This window comes from Streptomyces sp. NPDC002701 (genome assembly GCF_042889045.1).
GTDB lineage: Bacteria > Actinomycetota > Actinomycetes > Streptomycetales > Streptomycetaceae > Streptomyces.
In genome coordinates this window covers 14374-33280 of record NZ_JBIAQL010000025.1, presented here as the reverse complement: position 1 = coordinate 33280, position 18907 = coordinate 14374, and the positions used below count along the sequence as shown (strand labels likewise).

The window sequence follows — 18907 nt, the reverse complement described above, 5'->3', positions numbered from 1 at the left end:
ACACCGGCCGGCGCCGGCCGGGCGTCTCCCGCCGCGTCTGGTCCCGGCCACCCCTGTGGTGACACTTCCGGCGGAACGGGCACCCGCGGGTACGCTGCCTGCATGACGCAGGAGGGGGCTTCGGAAGCCGAGTCCGGTGACGCCGTCGCGACCTCCACCGGTGCGGAGATCACCACGACGGACTGCCGCCAGTGCGGCGCCCAGGTGAGCGGGCTCAACAACAGATACGCCTGTTCGTACTGCGGCTGGGTCAACCACTGGGCAGAGGGCTCGAACATCCTGCCGTCGGCCGAGGACGACCGGGACCATCCGGGGAACCCGGCCCCGCCCGCCTGACGACGGTCCGGATACGGCCACCGGTGACCTGAGACCGGTCACGACCGGGAAGCCGTCGCGGCGGCGGCCCGGTGCCGGGCGAACTCCCGAAGCCGTGGGCCCGGTTGACACCGGAGCGGAACGAAACGCCCTCGTTCGGGGCGTCCGCCGCCCGGCTCAGGGTGTGCTTGAGGTCCACCGTCTATCGTGGGCCGCATGCACGCTCCCGAGCTGATCCGTATCGTCTCCCGCGACTCGCCGATGGCCCTGGCCCAGGTGGCCCGCGTACAGGCCGAACTGGCTGCGCTCCACCCCGGGACGCGTACCGAGGTCGTACCCGTGAAGACCACCGGCGACAAGTGGATGGGGGACCTCTCCCAGGTCGAGGGCAAGGGCGCGTTCACCAAGGAGGTCGACGCGGCGCTCCTGGCCGGCGAGGCCGACCTGGCCGTGCACTGCGTCAAGGACGTGCCCGCCGACCGGCCGCTCCCGGCGGGCACGATGTTCGCCGCGTTCCTCAAGCGGGACGACATCCGGGACGCCCTCATCCACCCGGGCGGGCTCACCCTCGACGAACTGCCGCCCGGAACACGGATCGGGACCTCCTCCGTACGCCGTGTCGCACAGCTCGCCGCCACCCGTCCGCACCTCACGTGCGTGCCGTTCCGCGGCAACGCGAACCGGCGCCTGGAGAAGCTCGCGGCCGGCGAGGCGGACGCGCTGCTGCTCGCGGTCTCCGGCCTGGAGCGCATCGGACGCACCGAGGTGATCACGGAGATCCTCTCCCCCGAGACGATGATCCCGCCGATCGGCGCGGGCATCCTGGCCCTCCAGTGCCGGGAGGGCGACACGACGGTCATCGACGCCGTCAGCGCGCTCGGCGACCCGGACACCTACCGCGAGGCCACCGCGGAGCGCATGTTCCTGCACGTCCTCCAGGGCCACTGCAACTCGCCGATCGCCGGCTACGCCACGGCCGGCCGGAACGGTGAACTGTCCCTGCGCGCCTGCGTGTTCACCCCGGACGGCAAGACCCAGCTGAACGCCCACGAATGGGCGGGACGCCTCGACCCCGCCACCCTCGGCACCTCCGTGGCGGTGGCCCTGCTGCGTCAGGGAGCCCGGGATCTGATCGACGCCATCGCCCACTGACCGGCCCGACCCGCCCTCACCCTTCCGGCGCCGCCCCTCCCTTCTCCGCTCCCCCCCTTCCTTCAAGGTGCTTGCATTTGCCTAAAGACTTTAGGTAAATGCATAATCGAGTGCACCGAATGGAAGGAAGCCCATGGTCCGCGCAGGACTGACGACGGAACGCCTGGTCCGGGCGGGCGCCGAGCTGGCCGACGAGGTCGGTTTCGACCAGGTGACCCTGTCGGCGCTGGCCAGGCGCTTCGACGTGAAGGTCGCGAGCCTCTACTCGCACCTGAGGAACTCCCAGGACCTCAAGACCGGGATCGCGCTGCTCGCCCTGGAGGAGCTCGCCGACCGGGGCGCGGCCGCACTGGCCGGCCGGGCCGGCAAGGACGCCCTCACCGCCCTGGCGGACGTCTACCGCGACTACGCCTCCGAGCACCCCGGCCGCTATGACGCCGCCCGGTTCAGGCTCGGCCCGGAGGCGGCGGCCGCCAGCGCGGGCGGCAGGCACTCCGCGATGACACGGGCCGTCCTGCGCGGCTACGACCTGACGGAACCGGACCAGACGCACGCCGTCCGGCTGCTGGGCAGCGTCTTCCACGGCTACGTCAGCCTGGAGCTGGCCGGCGGTTTCAGCCACAGCGCCCCCGACTCGCAGGAGAGCTGGACCAGGATCCTGGACGCCCTCGACACCCTCCTCCGGAACTGGCCCGCCAAGTGACAGGCATACCCCAGCGGACCCACCGGACCGACCGAACCGACAAGGCCGAGACCATGCGCACCGAGAACGACTGGATCACCACGCCCATCACCGCGGACCTCCTGCGCGGCGCCCTCGACCTCGAACACACCGAGCACGGCGTACTCCCGCACCGGCTGCCCGCCCGGGTCCGCGCCCGGTACACCGACGGGCAACTGGCGATGGCCGAGTCCCAGCCGTCGGGCGTACGGCTGGCCTTCCGCACCCGGGCCACCGCCGTCGAGCTGGACACACTGCCCACCAAGCGGACCTACGTGGGCGCGCCGCCCCGCCCGGACGGCGTGTACGAACTGCTCGTCGACGGCCGACCGGCCGGCCGGGGCAGCGTGCCGGACGGGAACATCCTGACCATCGACATGACCACCGGTGGCGCCGAGCTGCGGACCGGCCCGGCCGGCACCCTCCGCTTCACCGGGCTGCCCGAAGGCGACGGTGACGGCGGCAAGGACGTCGAGATCTGGCTGCCGCACAACGAGACCACCGAGCTCCTCGCTCTGCGCACCGACGCCCCCGTCGAGCCCGCGCCGGACCGGGGGCGCCGGGTGTGGCTGCACCACGGCAGTTCCATCAGCCACGGCTCCGACGCCGCTGGGCCCACCGAGATCTGGCCGGCCCTCGCGGCGTCCGGGGGCGGTGTGGACCTGGTCAACCTGGGCCTGGCCGGCAGTGCCCTGCTCGACCCGTTCATCGCCCGTACGCTCCGGGACACCCCCGCAGACCTGATCAGCGTCAAGATCGGCATCAACGTGGTCAACGCCGACGTGATGCGGCTGCGCGCGTTCACCCCGGCCGTCCACGGCTTCCTCGACACCATCCGCGACGGCCACCCCGGCACCCCGCTGCTCGTCGTCTCGCCGATCCTGTGCCCGCTCCACGAGGACACGCCCGGGCCGAGCGCTCCGGACCTCGCGCACCTGAGCGAGGGGCGACTGCGGTTCGCGGCCATGGGTGATCCGGCGGAGAAGGCGGCCGGGAAACTGACCCTGCGTGTCATCCGGGACGAGCTGGCCCGGATCGTGGCACAGCGGGCCGAGGAGGACCCGAACCTGCATCACCTCGACGGCCTGCGGCTGTACGGGGAGACCGACTTCGCGGAACTGCCGCTGCCCGACGGGCTCCACCCCGACGCGGCCGCCCACCGCCGCATCGGGGAACGCTTCGCGGACCAGGTCTTCGGCACCGGCGGGGCGTTCGCGGCGCCGCGCGTCTGAGGGGGACTCGGAGATCAGGAGTCCTCGGCCTCCGGAGGGGTCAGGGCCGGGCGGAAGCAGGCCGTCACCACCTTGCCGTGCCGCTGGCACCGCATCTCCCAGTCGTCCGCGAGCATCCGCACGATCCCGACCCCGCGGCCGGACGGTTCGCCGATCCCCGGCTCCCGCTGCCGCGGCAGTGTCGGGTCCTCGTCGTGGACGCTCACATGGAGGCAGTCGCCGTCCCAGGTGAGGACCAGACTCGCGTCGCTGTGCGCGTGGACGTGGGCATTGGTCAGCAGCTCGGACACGGCCAGTACGACGGCGTCCACCGTCTCCGGCTCGCGCTCCGTCCACGGCAGGGACTCCAGATGTTCCCTCGTCCACTCCCGCCCGGCGCGCACCCCGCCCGAGACGGGAAAGGAATGCGCCCAGCCCATCGCTTTGACCCCCACCTGCTCACTCCCGTTCCTGACGTGCCTACGTTCATGTCCACGAACCGGGTACCCGGCACTCGCGTTCACAGGCATCCCGCCGCACGTCGTCTCCGGTCAGCGAGTCACTGGGTGCTGCGGATGGCGGCGATGTCGAGCTGGAGGCGGACCTTCTCGCTCACCATCGCGCCGCCCTCGGCCAGGCGGCTGTTGTAGGTCAGGCCCCACTCGGACCGGTTGATGGTGGTGGTGCCGTCGAAGCCGACGCGCTCGTAGCCGAACGGGTCGGTGACGTGCCCTATGTAGGTGAGTTCGAGGACGACGGGACGCGTCCTGTCCTTGATGGTGAGGTCGCCGGTCATCCGGTAGACGTCGGGGCCCGCGAGTTTCACGGCGGTGCTGAGGAAGCGCATGTGCGGGTAGGCCGCGGAGTCCAGGAAGTCACGGCCGGCCAGGTGGCTGTCCCGCTGGTCCACACCGGTCTCGACGCTCGCGGTGGACAGCACGATCTCGGCTCCGGAGCGGGACGGGTCACGGCCGTCGAAGAAGAGCCGGCTCTGGTAGTCCGTGAAGGCCCCCCGCACCGTCGTGACCATGGCGTGCCGGACCGAGAAACCGATCCTGCTGTGCGCCGGGTCGATGACCCAGTTCCCGGTCAGGGACTGCAGGTCGGGTTCGGTCCGCCCGCCCTGGGGAGCGGCGGGCCGACCGGTGGGCCGTTTCGGTTCGACGAGTGTGTCCGAGCGGCGCGCAGAAGCACCCCGACTGAAAAGATTCATGACTCACCTAGCTATTGCGCAATAGATATTCCCGCAAGCCAAACCCAGATTCGCGAGTTTACCTGCGTCCATACCCGCGGGTCGGCCGAGCATCCCCGTGGGGCCAATGGGTCACAGAATCCTCACACCCGTCACTCTGCCCCCAGAAGGCACTGAGTGCCTTCCGGGGCGCGCCGCCGCATTATTGAGCCAGCACCGAGCGGGCGATATGCGCAGGGCGTCAGAATTACGCCGATCCCGGATATTCGGCGAATTCGAACACGGCACGGAAGCGGGGCTGCGGTGTCAGTAGCCGAAGCTCGTCGTGTAGGCGCACTCGGTGTAGAGGTAGCCGCCGGACAGCTTGGCCGTGTCGGACGCCGGAGACTTTCCGAGCCCGCTCCTGGACTTGTGCACGAAGTACGTCGTTCCGGCGGGGAGCCGGATGGTCCGCTGCGGATAGTTCTTGCCGCTGTCGCTGCACGGCTCGAAGCCCAGGCCCACCGTGCTGGCGAGCGAGTAGGAGGTGCATCCCCCGCACGCCTTGAGGGTGAAGCTGCCCGTCACGGGTCCCGTGTAGAGCACCGTGATCTCGTCCGGGCTGTCGTTCTTGACGGTGACGGAGATGCTGCCGCCGGAGGCCGTGGTCGGCAGGCGCTTGCCCGCGGCGGGCACGGTCTGGGCGACCTCTGCGGCGATGGCGATCTTCTTGGCGCGGGCCCGGTTCTTGTGGTGGGGGTTGCTCTCGGCGAAGTCGTTCATGGTGGTGACGGCTTCGGCGAAGCTCTTCTCCTTGTACTGGTCGACCCCGCAGGCGTACGTCCCCGAGTCCGCGTTCTTCCTCGCCCGGGCGGCCTCCTTGTCGAGGGCCTCGGTCACCGCGGCGTCCTCTCCCCGCACTCCGGAGACCTGCGAGTTCAGGGTGTCGAGGCGCTCGACGGCCTTGCAGGGGTCGTCGCCGCCCACGTCCTTGACGGCCTTGTCGACCGCCGTTTCGACCGAGGGCTCCACCTTCGCGGCCTGCTCGGTCTGCGGGAAGTCCGACAGGAGCTCGCCGAGGTGCGTGGTCCACTCGGCCACTCCGCCGGTCAGGTACTGGGACCCGCACTCGTAGAGCGAGGTGGCCAACCGGTCGTCGGGCCACGTCGCGAGGGACCCGAGGTCCTTCTCGTTCATGGTGCGCGGCACCGTGCGCAGATATTTCAGAGGAGCTACCGCCTCGCAGTAGTTCTCGTCCTCGTAGGCAGAACCGACGGTGGTGTAGTAGGTCTTGAGGCGGCCGGGGACCTCGTCGGCCGCCCGCGAGCCGGAATGGTCGCCGCGGAGGTCGCTGTACGTGCGCAGGGCTCGGCGGTAGTCGGACTCCGCCGTCGAGAACGGCCGCTTCCCCGCGGCCAGGACCAGGTCGTCCGCCCGTTCGAGGCGGTCCAGGAGCATCTGCTCGGTGGCTTCGTCTCGTGCCTCGTCGTAGAGCACGACGCCTCCCGCGGGCACGGCCAGCAGGACGATCCCCAGTACGACGGCGACCCAGGCCGCCGGCGGCCACATCAGCCGGGTCCGCAGCCCGACGACCGCGCCGTGGACGGCCGCCAGGACGACGAGGAGGAGGTAGGTGACGAGAGCGCCGCCGGAGACACCGTCCGGGTCCGCGGGCAGGGCGACCAGCAGCAGAACCGCCGTCGCGACCCAGCACGCCGCCATCAGCCACCAGCGGCGCACCAGCAAGTAGCCGAGCCCGAGGCCCGAGAGGTTCAGCAGCCCGACCCCGGCCGCTCTCCAGCCGTCCGCTGGTGCGGGTGGTGGCGCGGTCGGCATCGGCGGTACGACGAACCCGGCGCGCGGGTCGTTGTGGTCCCAGGACATGACGGCTCCCCCAGTCAACATGCCCGCGGTTCTCTGGCTTGTCAGCGTACGGTCAGCCGTTCGAGGGCGACAAGGGGCAGCGGCGCCTATTCGGAACGCCGCGGCGAGGCGCACGCCGGACCCGGCGCCCGGGCCGCCCGCACGGCCGGAGCCTGTGCGTACCCGGCGGCTCCGAGCCCAGAGGCAGGCGTCCGGCGGAGCTGCTCAGAACTCGCTGTCGATGCCGGTCACGAACGCCGGACCCAGCGGGGCGTCCTGCTCGGGGAATCCGCTGTCGCGCAGGGCGCGGGAGACCAGCTCGACCGCTTCCGTCTCGGCGCCGGCCTGGTCCGCCGCCTCGACCTCGACCCTGGCGGAGAACATGCCGCCCTCCTCGACCGTCAGCAGACTCAGCTCCTCGCTCTCGCCCAGATCCGTGTTCTTCGGGTCCCGGGGCCGGAGCCTGCGCTCGATGTCGGAGCGCGCCCCGTCCGGCACGCCGTTGACGAACGTGCCGGGAACGGTGATGACGTACGTGGTCATGGGAACTCCTTACGAACGAGGACGCGCCGGGTCGTCGAGGGCTCTCCCGGCCCCTGGGTGATCCACGATCCACGTTCCCCTCCTGCGCCCGGAAATGCGGGCCGTCCCCCGCACGGGGCCGGCCCGCCGCTCGACCGGCCTCTTTCACGCCACCCGTGGCGCCCTCGGGACCCCTGAGGGCGCCGGGGTGGCGAGTGGCCGGAAACGCGGTCGTCACCGGACACCCACGGTTCGCGCAGACCCCGGTAGCCTCATCGGATCCATACGCGCAACGCCTCTCCCGGGTGCACCCGGAGGGCGTCGTGGCGCATTCTTGCTGTGTCAGCCACCCGGCGGCGCACGGACGAGGTGGGGCCGATGACTGGGAGAGCCGAGCACGAGACGCGGACCCCCGGACGCCTGGACTCGCTGCTCACCTCGATCACGACCGAGGCGATCGGCGCGGCCGGCGGCTTCGCGGGGGGCGTGTACCTGCGCTCCGGCACGCCCGGGCTGTTACGGCTGGCCGTCCTCTCGGGACTGCCCGGACCGTTGTTCCGCCCCTGGTGGCGCCTGCACGTGGACCGCCGCTTCCCGGTGGCCGACGCCTACCGGCTGGGCGTCCAGGTGGTGCTCCCGGACGCCACGGAGACGATGCGCCGCTATCCCCAGTTCGCGGCGGGCCTGCCGTTCCAGTTCGGCTCCCTGTACGTGCCCGTCGTGGGGAAGTCGACGACGTACGGCGTACTGACCCTGTTGCGTCCCTCGGTCTCGGACGCGACCGAGGTCCTGCCCGACCGGGACCGCATGGCGCAACTGGCGGAGAACCTGGGGCAGGCTCTGCGGGACCTGGAGGAGGAGGGCGGTCCTGACGTCTCCTGGGACGGCGAGCCGCTGTGCGTGCGGCCGCCGGCCAGCCACCGTCCCGCCGGGCGCATGGGGCGTTTCACCTGGGATCCGGTCTCCGACGTCGTGAGCGCGGACAGTCGTCTGCACGCGCTGCTCGGCGTGGCGCCGGGAAAGTCCACGGACACCCCGCAGGGGCTCGCGGACGCCGTGGCCGCCGCCGACGCCCAGCAGATCCTGGCCGCCCTGCGGGAGACGTCCGTGGGACGGCCCCCGCCCCTTCCCCTGCCGGTGCACGCGGCCGACGGCAGTCTGCGGCTGCTGGAACTCTGGACGTCCGAGGAGACCGCCGTATCGGCACGACCGCGTACCGTACGGGGACTCGTCCTCGACCCGGACATCGGTTCGGCGGGCGACGGAGCGGCCGACCTGCTCCCCGACGGCGTGTTCTGCCTCGACCGTCTCGGACTGATCGTCTACGCGAACGAGCGCGCCGCCCGCCTCCTGGGACAGCCGCGCAGACACCTCCTGGGCCGGCCCCTGGGCGAGGAGGCGCCGTGGCTGGAGCGGTCCGCCTACGAGGACCACCTGCGCGAGGCCCTGCTGTCCTCGGAACCGGTGCACTTCCACGTCGTACGGCCCGCCCAGCACGGCGAGGACCCGCTGCCGGAACTGCGCGGGGGTGACTGGCTGGCGCTCTCCGTCTACCCCGGGCCCGACATCCTGACCTGCACCGTCGCCCCCGCGAACCGGGTGACCGACCCTGCGCCCGACTCCGACTCCGGCTCCGACTCCGACTTCGGCCCCGACCCCGTGTCCGACGAAGGATCGGCGGCCGGGGTCACCTCCATGGCCCCGCTGTACCGGCCGATCGTCCTCGCGATCGCCCTGACCGAGGCGGTCACCGCGCGCCAGGTGTCCGCCGTCGTGATGCAGGAGCTGCTGCCGGCCTTCGGCGGCGGTCGGCTCGCCATCTACCTGCTGCAGGACCGGCATCTCTACCTGGCGTGGGAATCCGGTTTCCCGCCGGGGTTCCTCGCGCCGTTCGAGGGAGTGGGTCTCGACGCCCGGCTGCCCGGCGTCGAGACCCTGACCAGCGGCCGCCCGCTCTTCTTCGAGTCGATGCAGCAGCTCGCCGCCGCCTATCCGGACCTCCCCCTCGACGCGGTGGAGGGCTCCCGGGCCTTCCTGCCCCTGATCGCCTCGGGACGCCCCGTCGGGTCCTGCATCCTGGGCTTCGACCGCCCCCGCGGGTTCAGCACCGAGGAACGCACGGTGCTGACGGCCCTCGCCGGGCTGATCGCCCACGCCATGGAGAAGGCCCAGCGCTACGACACCGAGGCGGCGCTGGCACGGGGGCTCCAGCAGGCGCTGCTGCCCCGCCGGCTCTCCGCGCACCCGCGGGTGGAGACCGTGGGGCGCTATCTGCCGGGCACCCAGGGGATGGACGTGGGAGGGGACTGGTACGACGTCGTCGAGTCCGGCGACGGCCTCGCGCTGGTCATCGGCGACGTCCAGGGACACGGCGTCCAGGCGGCCGCCACGATGGGTCAACTGCGCAGCGCGGTAAGGGCGTTCGCGCTCGGCGACCGACCGCCCGACGAGGTCGTGAGCGGCACCAACCACCTGCTGATCGACCTCGACCCAGGTCTGTTCGCGAGCTGCTGCTACCTCAGGCTGGATCCGCTGACGGGGGTGGCCCAGGTGGCCCGGGCGGGGCACCCGCCGCCGATACTGCGCTACCCGGACGGCCGTACCCACGTACTGGACATCCCGGGCGGTGTCGTCCTCGGAGTCGATCCGCAGGCGCACTATCCGGTGACGCAGGTGCAGCTGGACCCCGGAGCCGTCCTCGCGCTCTACACCGACGGGCTGGTCGAGCAGCCCGGCGCCGACATCGACGAGGGGATCACCGCGCTGCGCGTCGCCCTGGCCCGGGCCGGTGCTCCCGCCGCCGGCCGCCCCGGAGCCCGGTCGCTCGCGGGCGTCGCCGACCGGCTCACCGCGAGGGCCAGACACGTCGCCGACCGCCCCGACGACATCGCGCTGCTGCTCGCCACCCGCCGCCCGGAGCCCCGGCCGCACGGCTGAGGGGCGGGCGCTCCCCCTCACCTGCGCGGCGGGCCCGTGCTCGCGCGGCCCAGGCGTACCGCGACTCCCGGCGAGTACAGCACGCTCACGGGATCGCCCGTCGGCGCCGGCAGGCCGGCCGAGCGGACGAGGTTCTCCTCGCACGAGAGCAGCGTCGCGCGGTGCAGCGGCCAGCGCGGATGGTCGTTCGGCAGGAATCCGGCGCCGCCGGAGAACGGGTTGTGCATGCCCCACCGGGCGGTCAGGAAGTGTTCGAGGCCGGTCGGTTCCGCTATCCGCTCCCCCGGTCTGACGACGAGGCGGCCGTAGGCGCCCCGCGGGCCGGGCAGCCGCCGCACGCTGTCGTAGCGGACCGTGTCGCCGTCGGTGCGGACGGACATCCAGGACCACACGTACGGCAGCCGGAAACCGAGGCGCCCCAGCAGGACCGGTACGAGCCGGGAGGCGTCCATGGAGCGGAAGACCACCCCGCGCCGCCCGTACTCGTCCACCGAGTACAGACGCACGTTGGTCTCCGGGAACGAGCCGAAGTAGGGCACGCCCGGCGTGCGCCACCAGCCGACCCCGTGCATGCGGAAGGCGACCAGGCCGACGAAGGTCGCCCCGTCCAGGGTGTCGGGGGTGGTGCCGGCCGGCAGCAGCCCCGCCACGTCCGCCGGGTCCACGGCCCAGTGCACGAAGGTGAGGTCCAGCCACTGCTGGGTGAGCAGCGGGCGGTGGAGGACGACCGGGGCGTCGGGCGTGACCGGCTCCGGCACGGGTGAGGTGATCGGCACGGGCGCCAGCATCGCAGGGCCGCACCCCGGCTGTGCCGGGATCCCGTGCCGTGTGACGCGTTCCGCACCCGTCAGACGTCGGTGGGGAGGCCGCTCACCTCGGCGATGCCGCGCAGTTCCTCGTCCTGCCGGTGGCGCTCGCCGATGAAGTCGGCGATCTCCTGGCACCGGGCGGGATCGGCCGCGGTACCCGAGTCCGTCACGACCCGGACGGAGCCGCCCTCCTCGGTCTCGATCTCGACGATCTGGTTGTCCATGCGCCCGGTGACGGCGACCGCCACGACGAGGGACGCCTCGTCACGGACCTCCTGCGAGACGCCGGCGCCGTCCTCGCCCTCCAGATTCAGTTCGATCGGTCCGGCCCGTTGCTCCTGCATCGCTTCGAGTACGGGTTCGACCATGCGAAGCAGCAATGCGTAGTCCGACGGCGTCATGCGGACACGCAACAGGTCGAGGTACAGATCCACGGGCCGGCCTTCCGGCGGAAACTCTGCATCAGTCATGGCACTCGACTTCCCCGATGTGGGCAATGTGATCGCATCTGCGTCCAGAATGGTGGACGCGGGCGCACGCCGCCGCTCGGCATCCCCCACCACCCACCCGACCGGCCCGGTCACCATCGCAAACGGAGCTGCCCGGCGGAGGCCCGCCGGCCCTCCGCCTCAGGCGCCGCGACGGACGCGGGCGGCCTTGCGGGCCTCCGCGGTCCGGCGGGCCTCCGCCGAGCGGCGGGACTCGCCGCCGGCCCGGCCCGGGCGGGTGCCCATGCCCCGGAAGGGGGTGCCGCCGCGCTGCGGGCGGTCGGCGGGCGGGGTACTTCCGGCGACGGGGACGCCGGAGGGCGTCTGCGCGCCGGTGATGCGGCTCAGCTCGGCATCGCCGGAGCGGACCTGGGTGACCCGCGGCCGGATCCGGGCGTCGGACATCAGCCGGGTCATCTCGCGGCGCTGGTTGGGCACGACCAGTGTGACGACGCTGCCGGACTCGCCCGCGCGGGCCGTACGGCCACCGCGGTGCAGGTAGTCCTTGTGGTCGCCGGGCGGGTCGACGTTGACGACGAGGTCGAGGTCGTCGACGTGGATCCCGCGGGCCGCGACGTTGGTCGCCACCAGCACCGTCACCGCGCCGCTCTTGAACTGCGCCAGGGTGCGGTTGCGCTGGGGCTGCGACTTGCCGCCGTGCAGGGCGGCGGCCCGCACACCGCTGCCGAGCAGATGCCTGGTGAACTGGTCGACGGCGTGCTTGGTGTCGAGGAACATGAGCACGCGCCCGTCGCGGGCGGCGATCTCCGTGGCGGTGGCGTACTTGTCGGCGCCATGCACGTACAGCACGTGGTGTTCCATCGTGGTGACGGCGCCGGCCGACGGGTCCACCGAGTGGACCACCGGATCGTGGAGGTAGCGGCGGACCAGGAGGTCGATGTTGCGGTCCAGCGTCGCGGAGAACAGCATGCGCTGGCCGTCGGGCCGCACCAGGTCCAGGAGCGCGGTGACCTGGGGCATGAAGCCCATGTCGGCCATCTGGTCCGCCTCGTCCAGGACCGTGATGCCGACGCGGTCCAGACGGCAGTCCTTGCGCTCGACGAGGTCCATGAGGCGGCCCGGGGTCGCGACGACGACCTCGGCGCCGGACCGCAGGGCGCCGGCCTGCCGGCCGATCGACATGCCGCCGACCACGGTGGCCGTCCGCAGCTTCAGTGACCTGGCGTACGGGGTGAGCGCGTCGGTGACCTGCTGGGCGAGCTCCCGGGTGGGGACGAGGATCAGGGCCAGCGGTTTCTTCGGCTCGGCCCGCCGTCCGGCCGTGCGGACCAGCAGGGCGAGACCGAAGGCGAGCGTCTTGCCCGAGCCGGTACGGCCCCGGCCCAGCACGTCCCGGCCCGCCAGCGAGTTCGGCAGTGTGGCGGCCTGGATCGGGAACGGCTCCTCGACGCCGAGGCCGGTGAGCGTCTCCAGCAGCTCGGCGGGCAGGCCCAGCTCACCGAAGTCCGCCACCGCGGGGAGGGCGGGGGTGAGGGTGGCCGGCGGGGTGAATTCCCCCTGCACCGCGGCGGGACGGCGTCCACTCCCGTCCGAACGGGTGACGGGACGGCCCTGTCCCGGCGAGCGGGACCGGCCGCCCTGGGCGGCCCCGGCGAAACCGTCCCTGCGATTGCCTGTCGTGCGATCGTTCGTGCGAGCCGATCGGTTCATGGAAGAACCTTCCTCGATATGGCACGTATCGAGGAATTCTCGGCGGCAGCGGCCGAATGAATTGCAAGAACGAGCCGAATGTAGAAAGCAGCAAGCTGGGGCCCCACACGAAGTGGGACCCCAGCCGCCTTGCGCTACAGCATCAGGCAGGAGTGATGTTCTCCGCCTGCGGGCCCTTCTGGCCCTGCGTGACGTCGAAGGTCACCTTCTGGCCCTCCTGGAGCTCGCGGAAGCCCTGGGTGGCGATGTTCGAGTAGTGGGCGAAGACGTCCGGGCCGCCGCCGTCCTGCTCGATGAAGCCGAAGCCCTTTTCGGAGTTGAACCACTTCACGGTTCCAGTAGCCATGTCTTTTCCCTTTCGGGGCAGTACCCGGGGGCCCGCACTGTGTGGACCCCTGTGTCGCCGCAATTGACCCCGTCCGGAATGAAATGCCGGAAATACAAAAGTGCCCGACGAATACGAATTCGCCTGCGGCACTTGAAGTGTGCGGGAACTACAACTGCAACTGGATCAAGACTAGCACGCAGGGCCCGTCAGGCAACGGCACAGCCGCACCGCCGGAAAACCGTTACCTACGGACCCGCGGCCCAGCCTTCACACCGGTCCCGCGAGCCCTCCGCGGTCCGCCGGGGCGCGGCCCGGGAGGCCGGTGCGGGACTATGGAAACTGACGACTCGTCAGGTTACGCTCCGCGCATGATTTCCACGGTGGTCTGGGGAACCGGAAACGTGGGCCGCGCGGCGATCCGCGCGGTCGAGGCGCACCCGGCGCTCGACCTCACGGCCGTGCTCGTCCACAGTCCCGGCAAGGTGGGCCGCGACGCGGGCGAACTGGCCGGTCTGGGCCGGGGCCTGGGGCTCGCGGCGACCGACGACATCGGGGCCGTGCTGGCCGGTGGTCCCCGTGCCGTCGTCTACGCGGCGTCGGGCGACATCCGGCCCGACGAGGCCCTGGCCGACGTCGTCGGGGCGGTCCGCGGCGGTGCCGTGGTCGTCACCCCGTCGCTGTATCCGCTCTACGACCAGCGCAACGCCCCGCCCGAGTTCCGTGATCCCGTGCTCGCCGCCGTGGCGTACGGCGGCGGGTCGCTGTTCGTCTCCGGGGTCGACCCGGGCTGGGGCAACGACGTACTGCCGCTGCTGATGAGCGGTCTCGGCACGGTCGTCGACACCGTCCGCTGCCAGGAGATCTTCGACTACTCCACGTACGAGCAGGAGGAGTCGGTGCGGTTCCTGGTCGGGATGGGCCAGCCGATGGAGTACGAGCCGCCCATGCTCGCCCCGTCGATCCCGACGATGGTGTGGGGCGGGCAGATACGGCTGATGGCCAGGGCGCTCGGCGCCGAACTCGACGACGTGCGCGAGACCTTGCAGCGCCGCGCGCTCGACGCCACGGTGAGCACCCGGACGATGGGGGTGTTCGAGGCCGGCACCCAGGGTGCGGTGCGCTTCGAGGTGCAGGGTCTCGTCGGGGGCGAGCCCCGCATCGTCGTCGAGCACGTCACCCGGATCCACCCGTCCTGCGCACCGGACTGGCCGACGCCGCCGAACGGCGACGGGGCGCACCGCGTGATCATCGAGGGCCGGCCGCGCATCGAGATCACCGTCGAGGCGACCGACGAGGGCGAGAGCCGGTCAGCGGGCGGAAACGCCACGGCGGCCGGCCGGCTGGTCGGCGCCGTCGACTGGCTGGTGGACGCGGAGCCCGGACTGTACGACGCACTGGACGTCCCGCTGCGCCCCGCGGTCGGCAGGCTCGGCAGGAAGTGACACCGCGTGGCGGAAGGAGCCCCGGATGAACGTCGACATCCCCGACGGCAGGAACCCCATCGAGTACGTGTGGGGCGAGCTGGTGCCCGGCATCGGGCCCGCCGCCGCGGACTTCTCACTGGCCGTCTACACCCATACGACCCTGGGGCTCCGCGAGTTCGAGGCGGCACGGCTGCGGATCGCGCAGATCAACGGCTGTCTCTTCTGTCTCGACTGGCGGACCGAGCGGGACGGGCTCAGGGTCGAGGAGGAGTTCGCCGACGCGGTGGCCGAGTGGCGCACGACCGACGCCTTCGACGTACGCACCCGGCTGGCCGCCGAGTACGCCGAGCGGTACGCCCTGGACCATCACGGCCTCGACGAGGAGTTCTGGAACCGGATGACCGGGCACTACAGCCAGGGTGAGATCGTGGAACTGACCATGAGCCTCGGCTCCTGGCTGGCGTTCGGGCGGCTCAACCGCGTGCTGGGGCTGGACGCCCGGTGCGTACTGCCGGGGCACTGAGCAGGTCCGGGACCGTCCGGTCCGGGCGGCCCCGGTCCCGTACCCTTCCGGCGGGCTACAGGTCCGCGGCGATGATCGCCTCGATGTTCCGTTCGGCGAGCGCCGTGATGGTGACGAACGGATTGACCGTGGTGTTGCCCGGGATGAGCGCGCCGTCGATGACGTACAGGCCCGGATGGCCGTGCAGGCGGCCGTAGTTGTCCGTCGCCCGGTCGAGCACCGCGCCGCCCAGGGGGTGGTACGTGAGGTGGTCGCCCCAGATCTTGTAGGTGCCGAAGAGGTCGGTCCGGTAGATCGTGCCCTCCTTGGCGTTGATCCTGTCGAAGATCGTCTTGGCCATGTCGATGGACGGCTGCTTCCAGGCGGTCTGCCAGTTCAGTTCGACCCTGCCCGCGGAGGCGTTCCACGAGAACTGGGCGCGGTGGGGGTTCCTGGTGATCGACAGATAGAACGAGGCGTAGGTCTCGATGCCGGTGGGCAGCGGGGCCACCTCGGCGAACGCGCCGCCCGCGGCCCAGTTGTCGATCCCGCAGCACGGGATGGACGACTGCAGGGCGCCGGTGGGGTCCCACAGGTGGTTGGCGCGGCCGCACATCACGTTGCCGTTGTCACCCCAGCCCTTGCCCACCTCGCTGTTGAGACCCGGCAGCGCGCCGGTGGCCCTGAGCCTGACCAGGAGCTTGCTCGTGCCGACGCTGCCGGCCGCGAAGAACACCCGGTCCGCGGTGACGGTCTTGGTCGTCGTGGTGGCGCCGGTGGTGTCGAGCTGGTCGATGACGACCCGGTAGCGGCCGCCGGTGGCCGGGGCGACCGAAGTGACCTTGTGCAGCGGTGAGACGGCGACCCGTCCGGTCGCCCTCGCCCTGGCGAGATAGGTCTTCTGCAGGGACTTCTTGCCGTGGTTGTTGCCGTAGAGGATCTCGCCCGCGAGCGCGGACCTGGGGACGGTCCCGGCGGCCTCCTGCTCCATGTAGTCCCAGTCGTACACGTCGGGCACGAAGACGAAGGGGAAGCCCGAACGCTGCGCGTGCCTGCGGCCGACCCGGGCGTACTGGTAGCAGTCGGCGGTCTCGAACCACGCCGGGTCGACCGTGCCGACGCCGAGGTTCTGGTTGGCGCGCGGATAGTAGACGGAGTACATCCGGTCCGCGTCGACCGACGGCAGGACGGCGCCGAAGTTCTCGCGCCTGGGCGTGACCGCCATGCCTCCGTTGACCAGTGAGCCGCCGCCGACGCCGCGGCCCTGGTAGACGATGATGCCGCCCATCTCCTCGGCGTCCAGGATCCCGGTGTGGCGCGGGACGTCCCGGTCGATCGGGAAGCCGAGGAAGTTGCTGAGCGGCTGCTTCGTCCTGGTGCGCAGCCAGTAGGAACGGTAGTCGGGGCTCGTCGTGTTGGCGAAGATCCTGCCGTCGGAGCCGGGGGTGTCCCAGGCCATGCCCATCTCGGCCATGTGTACGTCGACACCGGCCTCGGCCAGGCGCAGGGCGGCCACGGACCCGCCGTACCCGGTGCCGATCACCAGGGCGGGCACGTGCGCCCCCGGCTCGATCACCGCGGTCGCGGCCGTTGTGGCGGCGTGGCCCGGGGTCCCGTGTCCGGCCAGTGCGGCCGACCCGAGAACAGAACCGGTTCCAGCGATGAATCTTCTCCGGGACACACCTCTGAGGTGCGTCCCACGTGGGACATCGTCAGGCATGCGCGACTCCTCACTCTCCATAGAGTGAAACGGGTTCTACTGGGAGCCCCGTGAGAAGTCACGCCATACCCTGAGGTAACTTTCAGACGATCACATACTGGGCATCACGCACCCGCGCCGCTCAGTCGCGCAGCAGACGCCGGGCGGTCAGCGCGAGGCTGAACTCCACCATGTCGGCCGGACGGGCGAGCGAGCGCCCGGTCAGCTGCTCACACCGCTTCAGCCGGTTCAGCACGGTGTTGCGGTGGCAGTACAGGCGGACGCTCGCCCGCTGTGCCGAGCCGTCGCACTCCAGATACGCCGCCAGGGTGTCCAGCAGGATGTCGCGGTCGGACGGCTCCAGCCGCAGCAGCGGTCCGAGCACCTCCTCGGCCAGCGCGGCGCCCAGTTCGGGGCACGACATCACCAGGGCCGCCGGCAACTGCTCGGTCAGCCGTACGGTGCCGCCGTCCTCGGCGCACATGCTCAGGGCCATGTCCGCCAGTCTGCGGGCGTCACCCACCGCGGCCAGCCCCGCCACCACGGGCCCGACGCCGACGCGCGTACCCGCGGGGGCGGTCGGCGCCGGCCCGGGCAGGTCCCCGTCCCCGACCAGGACGATGCCGTGGTCGACGTCCACCCCCGTGTGCCAGTGCACGCGCGCACCGGCCGGCACGACGGCGGCGGGCAGGGCGGTCCTGCCGCCCTGGCGGCCGCTCGCGACGGCGACCACGGCATACCGGCCCTGCTCCGGCAGGTCGAGCGCCTCGGCCGTCTCGGCGACGTCGGCGATCCTGCTCGTACCGTCGAGCAGGGCCGCGGTCAGCAGTCGCACCCGGTGCTCCTGGCGCCAGGCGTGCTGGCGTTCGACCTTGCGGTAGACGTCCGCCACGAGGGTGCAGTGCTCGTCGACGAAGTTCCACACGTCGGCCGCCACATGGACGAGCAGCCGGACGTCCTCGGGGGCGGTCCGCGAGGTCTCCTCGACCAGCGCCTGCCAGATCAGGGACCCGCCGAGCCGGAAGGCGTGCAGGAGCGCGTCCAGCGGCAGCCCCTCCTCGGCGCGGGTGGCGCCGATCTTCCACGAGCAGCGCAGCGCCGCGTCCCGGGAACTGCGCGGGTCGAGCAGCGAGCTGACGCTGTGCCGGAGCGAGCGGTGCACCTCCTGCCAGGTGCCCACGGGATCGCTGTCCAGGGTGGTCCGGTAGGCGGGTTCCCGTTCCCGCAGTGCCGCCACGAGCCGGTCGGTCAGCTCGGGGAGGTTGTTCAGGAGCACCCGGGCCGACCGGTGCAGGACGCGCAGGGCGTCGGCGTCGATCAGCGAACGCACCTTCGGGGCACGCGACAGCGCGGCGGAGGGCGGTCCGTGACCGAGCTCGACTCGGGACCGTACTGCCTGATGCATCGCGTTCTCCCGGGCGTCGGCTCGGTGGGCGGCGCCGCCCACCGCGGTCCGGGTACGGCCGCCTGTCGGCCGCGACTCCCCCACGATGGTCGGTACCTGTCTCGTCCTGCCCCGTAGAATGACATACCGTCCAGTCGGTCCCTAGGGTTCTGCGTCGGTCTTTTCCATCACATCGACCCCCTCCCCGCACGTGACACCCCGTCAGTGACGCACGGGGCCTCCGCCCGTGCGACGGGCGTCCGGCGTGCATCGGGATTACCGGGGCATCCGGACGCCGAACGGGAGGAGAGGTGTCATGCATCTGGCACGTGGTAGCGGCGGCGACTCCGACATCTGGCTCTGGGCACTGGGAGCTCTCGCGCTGTACGCAGTGATCAGCTACGCGCTGGCGTACTGGGCGCGCGACCGGCGCGGTTCCCGGCACCCGGCCCAGGACGCCCTGCACGATCTCAAGGACCGGGAGGAGCCGCAGTCGCCGCGGCAGCGCCTCGTGAGCCGCCTGATCATGCTGGGCGGCGGTGGCGCGACCGCGCTGGTCGCCGTCGCCACCTCGGGCGTGCCGCGGGTGGTGGCGGTCGCGCTCACCGCCGTCGTGGCGGTCGGGCTCTGGGCGTACTACGACCATCGCACCGAGACGCCGACGGCGCGGAAACGGTGGTTCCGGGCGGCCGGGTGACGGTGACCGCGGG

18 protein-coding genes are annotated in these 18907 nt (G+C 71.7%); 8 read left to right on the top strand and 10 right to left on the bottom strand.

The genetic code is table 11. The features are described from left to right. The first annotated feature begins 102 nt into the window (after positions 1–102). From ACFYXC_RS36055 to ACFYXC_RS36040, 4 genes are all read left to right on the top strand, one after another. Positions 103–336 (top strand): hypothetical protein, encoded by a 234-nt coding sequence (locus ACFYXC_RS36055; protein ID WP_389556696.1) that lies wholly within the window; start codon positions 103–105, stop codon positions 334–336. Between the two features lie 195 nt (positions 337–531). Then, the gene (gene hemC, locus ACFYXC_RS36050; protein ID WP_388905813.1) at positions 532–1467 is read left to right on the top strand and encodes a hydroxymethylbilane synthase; all 936 of its coding nucleotides are present in this window, start codon (positions 532–534) and stop codon (positions 1465–1467) included. A gap of 133 nt (positions 1468–1600) precedes the next feature. Beyond that, positions 1601–2170, top strand: coding sequence for a TetR/AcrR family transcriptional regulator (locus tag ACFYXC_RS36045; RefSeq protein ID WP_389556695.1), 570 nt, complete (start codon positions 1601–1603; stop codon positions 2168–2170). A 53-nt stretch (positions 2171–2223) separates the two neighbouring features. After that, positions 2224–3420, top strand: coding sequence for a GDSL-type esterase/lipase family protein (locus ACFYXC_RS36040; RefSeq protein ID WP_389556693.1), 1197 nt, complete (start codon positions 2224–2226; stop codon positions 3418–3420). 14 nt (positions 3421–3434) lie between these two features. On the opposite strand, the gene ACFYXC_RS36035 is transcribed toward ACFYXC_RS36040, so the two are convergent. The 4 genes from ACFYXC_RS36035 to ACFYXC_RS36020 form a co-directional block, all read right to left on the bottom strand. After that, entirely contained in the window at positions 3435–3854 is a 420-nt protein-coding gene (locus ACFYXC_RS36035) for an ATP-binding protein (protein WP_389556691.1), read from the bottom strand. Between the two features lie 104 nt (positions 3855–3958). Next, positions 3959–4612, bottom strand: a complete 654-nt coding sequence (locus ACFYXC_RS36030) for a YceI family protein (protein WP_388905804.1) — start codon at positions 4610–4612, stop codon at positions 3959–3961. Positions 4613–4897: 285 nt separating this feature from the next. Further along, on the bottom strand, positions 4898–6454 hold the full coding sequence (locus tag ACFYXC_RS36025) for a hypothetical protein (protein WP_389556689.1): 1557 nt from the start codon (positions 6452–6454) through the stop codon (positions 4898–4900). A 204-nt stretch (positions 6455–6658) separates the two neighbouring features. Beyond that, a complete protein-coding gene (locus tag ACFYXC_RS36020; RefSeq protein WP_388905799.1) occupies positions 6659–6976 on the bottom strand; it encodes a hypothetical protein in 318 nt (105 codons plus the stop codon). A 357-nt stretch (positions 6977–7333) separates the two neighbouring features. Here ACFYXC_RS36020 and ACFYXC_RS36015 point away from each other — a divergent pair, with 357 nt between their 5' ends. Beyond that, a complete protein-coding gene (locus tag ACFYXC_RS36015; protein WP_389556687.1) occupies positions 7334–9892 on the top strand; it encodes a SpoIIE family protein phosphatase in 2559 nt (852 codons plus the stop codon). Between the two features lie 17 nt (positions 9893–9909). Here the strand turns inward: ACFYXC_RS36015 and ACFYXC_RS36010 are convergent, their stop codons facing one another. The 4 genes from ACFYXC_RS36010 to ACFYXC_RS35995 form a co-directional block, all read right to left on the bottom strand. After that, positions 9910–10680, bottom strand: a complete 771-nt coding sequence (locus ACFYXC_RS36010) for a YqjF family protein (RefSeq protein WP_389556686.1) — start codon at positions 10678–10680, stop codon at positions 9910–9912. A gap of 59 nt (positions 10681–10739) precedes the next feature. Next, entirely contained in the window at positions 10740–11171 is a 432-nt protein-coding gene (locus ACFYXC_RS36005; RefSeq protein ID WP_388905791.1) for a hypothetical protein, read from the bottom strand. Between the two features lie 159 nt (positions 11172–11330). Beyond that, a complete protein-coding gene (locus ACFYXC_RS36000; protein WP_389556684.1) occupies positions 11331–12860 on the bottom strand; it encodes a DEAD/DEAH box helicase in 1530 nt (509 codons plus the stop codon). 142 nt (positions 12861–13002) lie between these two features. Next, positions 13003–13206, bottom strand: a complete 204-nt coding sequence (locus ACFYXC_RS35995; RefSeq protein ID WP_055510728.1) for a cold-shock protein — start codon at positions 13204–13206, stop codon at positions 13003–13005. Between the two features lie 350 nt (positions 13207–13556). Between ACFYXC_RS35995 and ACFYXC_RS35990 the strand changes: the two genes are divergently transcribed. Both ACFYXC_RS35990 and ACFYXC_RS35985 read left to right on the top strand, forming a co-directional pair. Further along, positions 13557–14630, top strand: a complete 1074-nt coding sequence (locus ACFYXC_RS35990; RefSeq protein WP_389556682.1) for a dihydrodipicolinate reductase — start codon at positions 13557–13559, stop codon at positions 14628–14630. Between the two features lie 25 nt (positions 14631–14655). Continuing rightward, positions 14656–15135: a carboxymuconolactone decarboxylase family protein gene (locus tag ACFYXC_RS35985; RefSeq protein ID WP_389556681.1), complete on the top strand. Its 480-nt coding sequence runs from the start codon at positions 14656–14658 to the stop codon at positions 15133–15135. A gap of 55 nt (positions 15136–15190) precedes the next feature. On the opposite strand, the gene ACFYXC_RS35980 is transcribed toward ACFYXC_RS35985, so the two are convergent. Both ACFYXC_RS35980 and ACFYXC_RS35975 read right to left on the bottom strand, forming a co-directional pair. Further along, positions 15191–16834 (bottom strand): GMC oxidoreductase, encoded by a 1644-nt coding sequence (locus ACFYXC_RS35980; protein ID WP_389556679.1) that lies wholly within the window; start codon positions 16832–16834, stop codon positions 15191–15193. A gap of 121 nt (positions 16835–16955) precedes the next feature. Beyond that, positions 16956–18218, bottom strand: coding sequence for a helix-turn-helix domain-containing protein (locus ACFYXC_RS35975; protein WP_388905778.1), 1263 nt, complete (start codon positions 18216–18218; stop codon positions 16956–16958). 295 nt (positions 18219–18513) lie between these two features. Between ACFYXC_RS35975 and ACFYXC_RS35970 the strand changes: the two genes are divergently transcribed. Then, positions 18514–18894, top strand: a complete 381-nt coding sequence (locus tag ACFYXC_RS35970) for a hypothetical protein (RefSeq protein WP_389556677.1) — start codon at positions 18514–18516, stop codon at positions 18892–18894. Positions 18895–18907: the final 13 nt, after the last annotated feature.